This is a genomic window from Streptomyces sp. NWU339 (genome assembly GCF_003143855.1).
Taxonomy (GTDB): domain Bacteria; phylum Actinomycetota; class Actinomycetes; order Streptomycetales; family Streptomycetaceae; genus Streptomyces.
In genome coordinates this window covers 1-7,923 of record NZ_QFRK01000132.1, presented here as the reverse complement: position 1 = coordinate 7,923, position 7,923 = coordinate 1, and the positions used below count along the sequence as shown (strand labels likewise).

The 7,923-nt window shown below is 72.5% G+C and carries 12 protein-coding genes; 2 read left to right on the top strand and 10 right to left on the bottom strand.

The window, feature by feature from the left end:
• The 3 genes from DIZ27_RS44075 to DIZ27_RS44055 form a co-directional block, all read right to left on the bottom strand.
• The coding region (locus DIZ27_RS44075; protein WP_146229153.1) for a YbdK family carboxylate-amine ligase at nt 1-717 on the bottom strand (717 nt) is incomplete at its 3' end.
• A gap of 489 nt (nt 718-1,206) precedes the next feature.
• Nucleotides 1,207-1,515 (bottom strand): hypothetical protein, encoded by a 309-nt coding sequence (locus DIZ27_RS44070; protein ID WP_146229152.1) that lies wholly within the window; start codon nt 1,513-1,515, stop codon nt 1,207-1,209.
• 666 nt (nt 1,516-2,181) lie between these two features.
• Nucleotides 2,182-2,457: an STAS domain-containing protein gene (locus DIZ27_RS44055; protein WP_181384031.1), complete on the bottom strand. Its 276-nt coding sequence runs from the start codon at nt 2,455-2,457 to the stop codon at nt 2,182-2,184.
• A 19-nt stretch (nt 2,458-2,476) separates the two neighbouring features.
• On the opposite strand from DIZ27_RS44055, the gene DIZ27_RS44050 reads away from it, so the two are divergent.
• Nucleotides 2,477-2,776, top strand: a complete 300-nt coding sequence (locus DIZ27_RS44050; RefSeq protein ID WP_181384030.1) for a transposase — start codon at nt 2,477-2,479, stop codon at nt 2,774-2,776.
• 125 nt (nt 2,777-2,901) lie between these two features.
• Here DIZ27_RS44050 and DIZ27_RS44045 read toward each other — a convergent pair whose 3' ends face one another.
• The 6 genes from DIZ27_RS44045 to DIZ27_RS48310 form a co-directional block, all read right to left on the bottom strand.
• Complete coding sequence (locus DIZ27_RS44045; RefSeq protein WP_109383864.1) at nt 2,902-3,300, bottom strand: carboxymuconolactone decarboxylase family protein; 399 nt, start codon at nt 3,298-3,300, stop codon at nt 2,902-2,904.
• Nucleotides 3,301-3,512: 212 nt separating this feature from the next.
• Nucleotides 3,513-3,665 carry a hypothetical protein gene (locus tag DIZ27_RS46435; protein ID WP_181384029.1) on the bottom strand — a complete coding sequence of 51 codons (153 nt, stop codon included), beginning with the start codon at nt 3,663-3,665 and terminating at the stop codon, nt 3,513-3,515.
• Between the two features lie 96 nt (nt 3,666-3,761).
• Entirely contained in the window at nt 3,762-4,481 is a 720-nt protein-coding gene (locus DIZ27_RS44040; protein WP_109383863.1) for an IS6 family transposase, read from the bottom strand.
• Between the two features lie 390 nt (nt 4,482-4,871).
• A complete protein-coding gene (locus DIZ27_RS44035; RefSeq protein WP_109383862.1) occupies nt 4,872-5,075 on the bottom strand; it encodes a cold-shock protein in 204 nt (67 codons plus the stop codon).
• A 256-nt stretch (nt 5,076-5,331) separates the two neighbouring features.
• The gene (locus DIZ27_RS44030) at nt 5,332-5,811 is read right to left on the bottom strand and encodes a hypothetical protein (RefSeq protein WP_109383861.1); all 480 of its coding nucleotides are present in this window, start codon (nt 5,809-5,811) and stop codon (nt 5,332-5,334) included.
• A gap of 136 nt (nt 5,812-5,947) precedes the next feature.
• Entirely contained in the window at nt 5,948-6,079 is a 132-nt protein-coding gene (locus DIZ27_RS48310; RefSeq protein WP_258308908.1) for a hypothetical protein, read from the bottom strand.
• Between the two features lie 417 nt (nt 6,080-6,496).
• Here DIZ27_RS48310 and DIZ27_RS44025 point away from each other — a divergent pair, with 417 nt between their 5' ends.
• On the top strand, nt 6,497-7,198 hold the full coding sequence (locus tag DIZ27_RS44025; RefSeq protein WP_258308907.1) for a transposase: 702 nt from the start codon (nt 6,497-6,499) through the stop codon (nt 7,196-7,198).
• On the opposite strand, the gene DIZ27_RS44020 is transcribed toward DIZ27_RS44025, so the two are convergent.
• Nucleotides 7,173-7,923: aconitase family protein (locus tag DIZ27_RS44020; RefSeq protein WP_258308906.1), on the bottom strand; the 751-nt coding region annotated here is incomplete at its 5' end. The two genes, DIZ27_RS44025 and DIZ27_RS44020, sit on opposite strands and share 26 nt — an antisense overlap.

The window sequence follows — 7,923 nt, the reverse complement described above, 5'->3', positions numbered from 1 at the left end:
CAGCACCACCGTCTCCACCCGCGGACAGGCGTCGCAGATCCGCAGCTCCAGCGTGCGCTGGTGCGCGGAGGGCCGCACGTCGTGGTAGTCCATGCCGGGGTCGCTGATGACACCCGAGCCGATCAGCTCCCTGAGCGCCGCGTCGTAGCCGGCGGCGTCCGGGTAGTGGCCGGCCGGCCCGGCGGTGGGCCAGCGCTGCCACAGCATCGTGCGCCAGCTCGCGTAGCCGGTGTCCGCGCCGAGCCAGAACGGTGAGCTGGCGGACAGCGCCAGCAGCGGCGGCAGCCAGGGCGAGACCAGGCACAGGGCGCGCACCGCGGTGTCCCGGTCGGGCACGTCGACGTGCACCTGCGCGCTGCAGACGAGCTGCTCGTCGGCGACCCTGCGGTACTCGTCGGCCATGCGCCGGTAGCGGCGCTTGGCGGTGACCGTGCGGGGGCTCGGCCGGGCCAGCGGCACGGTGCCGGCGGCCACCGGCGCCAGGCCCAGCGAGGAGGCCGCCGCGTCCAGCCGGCGCCGGGAGCCGGCCAGGTCCGCGTGGAGGGCCTCGAGGGTGTGGTGGACGCCGCTGTTGCTCTCCACCGCCGACTGCTGCAGCTCGGTGGTGAACCCGGGCCCGTCCAGCCGGTCCAGCACGGCGCGGGCGCGCGGCACCAGCCGGCCGCTCTCCGCGTCCAGCACGTGGAACTCTTCCTCCGCCCCGATGCGCAACGTCACGTTCTTTCCCTGCCCGGGTGCTCGCTGGGCCGTCGGGTCCGCGTCCCGCCGGGGACCCTCGCGGCTCCGGGGCTCCGGGTGCCCAGCCCGGGGCCGTCGCAAGCCTTTCGCCCCCTGCGTCGCGCGGCCGTCCGGGCCCGCCGACCGCGCGTCCGGCGTCCCCGCGGGACAGGGGTGTGTCACTTTGACGACACTCCCTTACCCAGGGTGTCCCGTTCACGGAAAGCGAGCCGGAACCCAAACTCGTGCAGAATCCGAACCCAGCGCAGTGCTCAACCGCCTCCCGCGCTGCTGTCGAAGTGCTGCCCCTTCTCAGCGTGTCCGTTGACAGTCCCGAAACCGAGAGATCGCACCGAAGAGCCCGCGACCACCGCGGCCGAGGAGACCGGGGCCGAAGAACCCGCCACGGAGGAGCAGGAGAATGGCTGTGCGCGATGACCGTCGCGCCCAGTCACGACGGCAGCCTCGGACGCGGGCTCGAAAAGCTCCTCACGCGCAATCGCTGGTGTCCAGCTCGCTGCCCGTACGCACTGGCCGCGCATCCCGCCGCGCGAGGGGCGAAGGCCCGGACACCTGCAGCACCGCCGGTGCCACCGTGGACGGGTCTCCGCCGGTCACCCACCGGAAGCGGGCCACCCTCAGCAGGTCGTCGACGCTCTCCCGTACGAACCCGTCCACGATGCCAAGACCGCTCGGGCGCTCACGCAGCACCACAGCGCCCGGCGCTTCATCATCCGCGATCTGCCGGTAGTCCCCCGAGTCGGGGCACCCCGTGAACTCGTACACCCAGTGGCCCATGCCGGTCATCCTGGCGGGAACCACGAGCACCCCACTGATCAGGCACGCAGGCTGTGGAGTGGAGTCGCCCGAAGGGATCAGGGGCGCTGCTGATCAGACAATTCCGCGGTGGGGGTCCTGGAGCCGGTCGCCGGCCGGCCCGAGTCCGCTTTCTGGAGCGGTACGCCCGCCCCGGCGTCGACGCGGTCGCCGCCCGCGGCGCCGCCTCCGGCCCGGCCGCCCGCCGGAGGGGCCGGCCGCGGTCCCCTGCCGCCAGCCCTCGACGGACGCCCCCCGAGCCGGGGCTTATCTCTGCTGGTCGGCGGCGTGTAATGGCTTCCGGAAGGCTCCACATCGGCGGCGGGCGTTACGGCTTCGCGCAGGGACTGCGCCCGCCGGGCCCGGCAGGTGGCCTGCCGGCACGCAGGCCGGCAGAATCTTGCGGCGCGGCGGTGGCCGTGGCCGGGGACGACCGGCGCCCGCAGGCCCGGCAGCGCCGGGAGGCCTCGGCCGTGCGGCCCGCGATGAGGAGGAAGCCGAACTCGACGGCCTTCGCGTAGTGGCGCCGCCACCGGCGTTCTGCCTGGGCGCACGCCTTCGAGCAGGACTGGGCGTCACTGCGGGCGGTCGCCTTCAGCGGCTTGCGGCCGTGGCCGGCCCCGGCGCACGCCGGGGCCGGCCACGGCCTCACCGTACGCTCGGCTGCTCGATCGTGAAGGCGCTGCCGGTGTGGGAGAGCCGCAGCAGCCGGGCCAGGACGTGCGGGACCGCGCACAACCGCAACTCGGCCCCGGCGGCCTTCGCCGCGCGGGCGGCGGCCAGCAGCGCGGACAGTCCGGAGCAGTCGCAGAAGGACAGTCCGGCGCAGTCCACCTCCACCCGCTCGTGACGGCTCACGGCGTCGCGGACGGTGGGGGCGGTGCACACGTCGAGGTCCCCGGCCACGGCCAACCACGAGATCATCCCAGGCCGGTCAGCCCACGTGACAACGCCCCGTGAGCTCACCGAGGCCATCCGCGCCGCCCGCGCCCAGCAGCGGGACGGCACCTGGCAACGCGACTACGCCCTGCGGGCCGGGGTTGAGGGAACTATCCGGCAAGCCACCCACACCACCGGCCTACGCCGAGCCCGCTACCGCGGCCTCGCGAAGACCCACCTCGACCACACCACCAGCGCCGCCGCCCTGAACCTCATCCGACTCAACGCCTGGTGGAACGGCCACCCCCTCGACCGCGTCAACCACAGCCACCTCGCCAGACTCCAACTCCGCCTCGCCGCATGAGCGTTGGGATTAGCCACCAAGATCGCGCGCCTGCCGATGTTTCCGCCAATCGGCCCGAGGCCGATCACCAGATGCATGACGAGCTCCTTTGTGACGCGCGATCAATCCCGGGATGCCGCCATGGCCTACTCGACGTCGCCGCGCTCGGCGAGCACCTTCTTGACGAGCGTCAGGGCATTCAGGCACTTCGGGTAGCCGACGTAGGGAATCAGGTGGATGATCGCCCCGACGACCTGCTCCTTGGTGAGGCCGACGTTGAAGCCGATATCGACGTGCAACTCGAGCTGCGGCTCGGTGCCGAACGCCGTCAGCCCCGAGATGGTGACCAGCGCCTGCTGCTTCTTGTCCAGGGCCGTCCGGGAATAAATGTCACCGAACGGGAATTCGACGATCAGGTTCGGCAGGTCGGGCGCGAGTTCCTCGTAGTACTCGATGAGCTTCGGGTGCGACGCGATGTCGGGGTTGTCCTTGGGCTGGTACTCCATCATCTTGTCCAGTGCCTTCTGGAAACGCTCGGAGGCCATGGCAACTCCTTCGTGTGGGCGGAGGGAGCGCGGTACGCCCCTCGGGAGCAGCGGCGCTGCACGGGACCGATTCGTTACGCTTGCGTAGCGTGACGGAGGTATGTCCGGTGACCTCTTTCATCGTATTCCGGCGCATTGGTGGAGTCTGTGACGAAACGGAGCAGCGGCAGGGAGCGCGGCACGGCGACGCAGGGCGCGGGCCGAGCGCGCCCTCATCCGGTAACCTCCGCCCCGGAGCGCAGCACCATCCGGCCCGGCACGCCGCCTTCCGCCAAGCGGTCCAGCGACGTCTGTGCGGCTTCGGCGTCGAGACCCGCTTCGACGATGGGGATGTGCGGCAGATAATCGCGCTTGGCCGGCTCCACCGTTCCGATCACCTCGTGCGGCGCTGTCAGGTTGTTGGGTGTGTGAGTGCCTGACGGTGTGTCGGGGGTGGTCGGGCCGGGTTCCGGCTTTTGTGCTCAGGCCGCGGCAGGCAGGCCGGCGACGCCAGTGACCTGGTCCCAGATCGCGAAGCGGGTGGTCATCCCGGCGCGGTATTCGGTGGCGGTCATCCGGTGGCGGCGGGGCCGGACGTGGGGTGAGATGCCGCCGGCCGCGGTCAGGAACCGCTGGGCCCCACCCACGCTGCGGAAGCCCTTCATCGTGCGTTCGCGCTGCCTCGTCGGCTGGTGACTGTTCTCGGCCCGGTTGTTCAGGCCCTGGTGACAGCGGTGCTCGACCGAGGGCATCACCTCGCGGTGGGCCGCGCCGTAGGAGCGGAGCCTGTCGGTGGCGAGCCCCCGCGGCACCGAGCAGGTCTTCTTGAGCAGTGTGCGGAAGAAGCGCCTGGCCGCGGCGGTGCCCCGGCGGTCCTGCACGAGAATGTCCAGCACCATCCCGTCCTGGTCGACGGCCCGCCACAGGTGCTTCAACTCGCCATTGATCTTGATGAGCACCTCGTCCGGATACCACTTGTCCCCGGGCCGGGCCCGGCGGCGGCGCAGTCCGTTCGCGTAGGCCTGCCCGAACTTCAGACACCAGCGGCGGACCGTCTCATAGGAGACGAGCACACCGCGCTGCAGCATCAGCTTCTCCACCTCGCGGAAGCTGAGCGGGAAGCGGGAGCACCGCCACACGCAGTGGGAGATCACCTCGGCCGGGTACCGGTGCCCCTGGTACGACGGCGACGCGCTGTCCACGGACGGTCCCCCTCCACCATGACCAACCCGAAGATCATCCCACCTGGTCAGCCAACGTGACAGCACCGGGGCCGGCACTGCCGCCAGCCGCTGAAGGCGACCGTCCGCAGCGACGCCCAGTTCTGAGCACCGGCTCGGGGGCGTCCGTCAAGGACTGGTTGAGGTAGACCGCGGTCGGCCCCTCCGGCGGGCGGCCGGGTCGGGGGCGGCGCCGTGGGCGGCGGCCGCGTCGGCGCCGGGGCGGACGTACCGCTCCCGGGAGCGGACGGAGGCGTGGCGGGAGCGGGCCGGCAGCATCGGGGCGGGGGCGGTGCGCTCGGCGTCGGGGTGAGCGCGGCCCGACACAAAGGCCCGGCACCGCGGGGGTGCCGGGCCTGTTCGGGCGCTGGGTCAGACGACGCGGATGTTCTCCGCCTGGGGGCCCTTCKGGCCCTGGGTGAGGTCGAACTCCACGTGCTGGCCCTCCCGCAGTTCGCGGTAGCCCTGCCCGGTGATGTTGGAGTAGTGGGCGAAGACGTCCGGGCCGCCGCCCTCCTGCGCGATGAAGCCGAAGCCCTTCTCCGCGTTGAACCACTTCACGGTGCCSYTGGCCATGCCTGTCTCCTTCGAGGGGTTCGGGCCCGCACGGTGCCGCGGGTCCGGAGGTGATCGCCTGGTCCGGAGCGGGCTGCACAGCAATGCGCCCGCGGGCAAGGTGACCGCGGGCGAACGACTTCGGAACCACGACTGCTCTGTGGATCACGCTAGTCCCTTTGCGGGGGCACCGCAGGCCGAAACCCCGCCGGCCCCGGCGTGCGCCGGGGCCGGCACTGCCGCCAGCCGCCGAGGGCGACCGCCCGCAGGGAACGTGTCATGCCATCGCTGGCTGCGCGGGCCCCCCGGGCTCTGTCCGCTCGGTGGCGACCTGCCGGCCCTGTTCGCGTGCGGCGCGGTCCCGCTCGATGTGCTGGTGTTCGGCGCGCTGGCGTGCGGCCTGCTCACGGGTGATCACTTCGGTGGCGGCGCCGACGGCGACCGCGATCGGCCACTCCACGGCCTCGACCACGGCCATGGCGCCGAGGAGGCCGTAGAAGGCCAGCTTGCGGGGCGAGGGGAGGATGGACGTGGCCGGGCGGGCGGTGGAGAACATGTCGCCCGGGGTSACGTAGGGGATCGGAACCCGGGCGTGCGCGGTRTGCAGGTGCAGCAGCTTGCCGCCCGTCCGCTTCTCCTCGGGGKGCTCCGYCGGGGGCTGCTGTGGTTCCGGAGCGGGGGTCTCCGCGGTCTGGGTCCCGGCCTGGGGCGGGGCCGGCTGCTGCGGTGGCTGGGTCTGTGGACCTGGGGAAGTCATCTCCGTCCTCTCCTGCCGTGCGGCGTGAGTGGCGAGGGCTCTTCCTGGCCGCCTTCCATCAATGCACGCGAATAAACCCGTCTGAACGGATAATTCGGGCAGGCTGGTTCGGGGTCGCTCGGGCGCGTGCGGCCGCTCAGGCGTGTGCGGCCGCCGGGTGCCCGCTCGTGCCGAAGGTCTTCCAGAGCTGGACGGCCAGTCGGACCACTGCGGCCTCGAGCAGGGCGACCGCCACCTGGGTCAGGATCGTGGTGAGGATGTGCGGCACGGTGAGCCTGTGGGGCTCGTAAAATCATCGCTGCAAGCGGGAGCCCGCGTGCACGACCCCTCGGCGGGGGCCGGGAGGCCGCCCCAGGGAGCATCCCGCTGCGGTACCGGGCCCCCCGGGCGGTGTGTCCGTGCCCGCGGTCCCGCCGCGCCGGGACACGGCCCAGGACGCCGAACCGCTGGCGCCGCGGCACGAGAACGCGGTGCCGCGACGGCCAGCTCGCCGGACCGGTCCGCCACGAGCCCGCGGACCGGTTCCGGCCGGCCGCGCCAGCGCGGTGTCTTCCCGGTCGCGCCGGGGACGCTGCCGGCCCGGCACCGCAGGCCGAGCGCCAGGCAGTGGGACCACGCCGACCGACGCCGCACCGGCCGCCGCGCTCCAGAGGCTGGTTCTGCATCTGGCACAGCAGAACCCGCGGTGGGGCCGCCGGCGGATCCAGGGGGAGCCGGCCCGGCCGGGGCAGCCGAGCGCACCGTCCCCGGTCCGGGCAATCCCGCACGCGGCCGGGCCGCGGCCTCGCGCCGCACCGGCCCGAGCCGGCGCGCATTCCTCACCACTCGGGCCGGGGGGATCACCGCGGCGGACTTCTTCCCCGTCGACACGATCACCGGCAGGCGGCCGCACGCGCCGGCGTTCGGCGAACACGGCACCCGCCGGCTCCCCATCCCCGGCATCACCGCCCGCCCCACCACGCAGCGGGCGACCCGGCAGGCCCGCCATCCGATTGCCGGCCCCGGCGTGCGCGTCGAGTCGCTCCGCTTTCTTCCCCGCGACAGCAGGGACGCCGACTCCTGCGACGCCGTCCTCGCGGCCGAAGCCAGGGACCTGCTGCCCAGCGCGCCACCGGCGCCGCGCAGGAACGCCCACGGCGAGCGGATGAGCGGCACGATCCGGCGCGAGGTCCTCGACCACCTCCCGATCGTGAACCAAGCCCACGCCCACCAGGTCCTCACCAAGTACCAGGAGCACTACCACACGCATCGGCCACACCGCTCACGAGACCGCCGACCACCCGAAGCCCAAGAACAGCCGGCGGTATGGCACGATCGCGTGCCCCGCGGGCTGCTGCGCACCCGCGTCCTCGGCGGGGCCATCAACGAGTACCGATACACGGCTTGAGCCGCAGCGATGACTTTACGAGCCCCACAGGATACGGGCACCGGCGGCGATCAGGGCGAAGGTGGAACCCATCTTGGTGAGGTCGGCGAGGATCTCGCGGGAGGTGGGGTTGACGTCGAAGCTGACGGCGGGGTCGGTCTGGCGGCCGGTGACGATGGCCGCGTCGATGGCGAAGTCGCGCAGCCCCGGATTGGCGGAGGAGCCGATGACTGCCTGCCCGATGGGCTCGCCCGTGACCTCGCGTACTGGGACGACATTGCCGGGCGAGGTGGGGCGGGCGATGAGCGGTTCGAGTTTCGAGTGTGGAGAGATCGATCTCGTCGGTGAGGTCGTAGACGGCGTCCGGCTCGGAGGCGAGCTCGCGGAAGTCCGTTTCGCGGTCCTCGGCGCGCAGGAAGTCGCGCACTGGGGAGTCCGAGGGGAAGACGGATGTGGTCGCGCCGAGCTCGGCGCCCATGTTCGCGATGACGTGCCGGTCCATGGCGGTCAGACCCGCCAGGCCCGGGCCGTGGTACTCCAGGATCCGGTTGACCGCCCCCTTGACGCCGTGCCGTCGCAACATCTCCAGCACCACGTCCTTGGCGCTCACCCACTCCGACAGGTGGCCGGTCAGGCGGATGCCCCAGATCTCCGGCATGGTCACGTGCAGGGGCCGTCCGGCCATGGAGAGCGCGACCTCCAGGCCACCGGTGCCCAACGCGAGCATGCCGAGCGACCCGGCAGCG

Bases quoted from the DNA above. Each gene is read 5' to 3' on its own strand.
- DIZ27_RS44070 (WP_146229152.1), bottom strand. From the start codon at position 1,515: ATGGGCCACTGGGTGTACGAGTTCACGGGGTGCCCCGACTCGGGGGAC.
- DIZ27_RS44045 (WP_109383864.1), bottom strand. From the start codon at position 3,300: ATGGCCTCCGAGCGTTTCCAGAAGGCACTGGACAAGATGATGGAGTAC.
- DIZ27_RS44055 (WP_181384031.1), bottom strand. From the start codon at position 2,457: ATGATCTCGTGGTTGGCCGTGGCCGGGGACCTCGACGTGTGCACCGCC.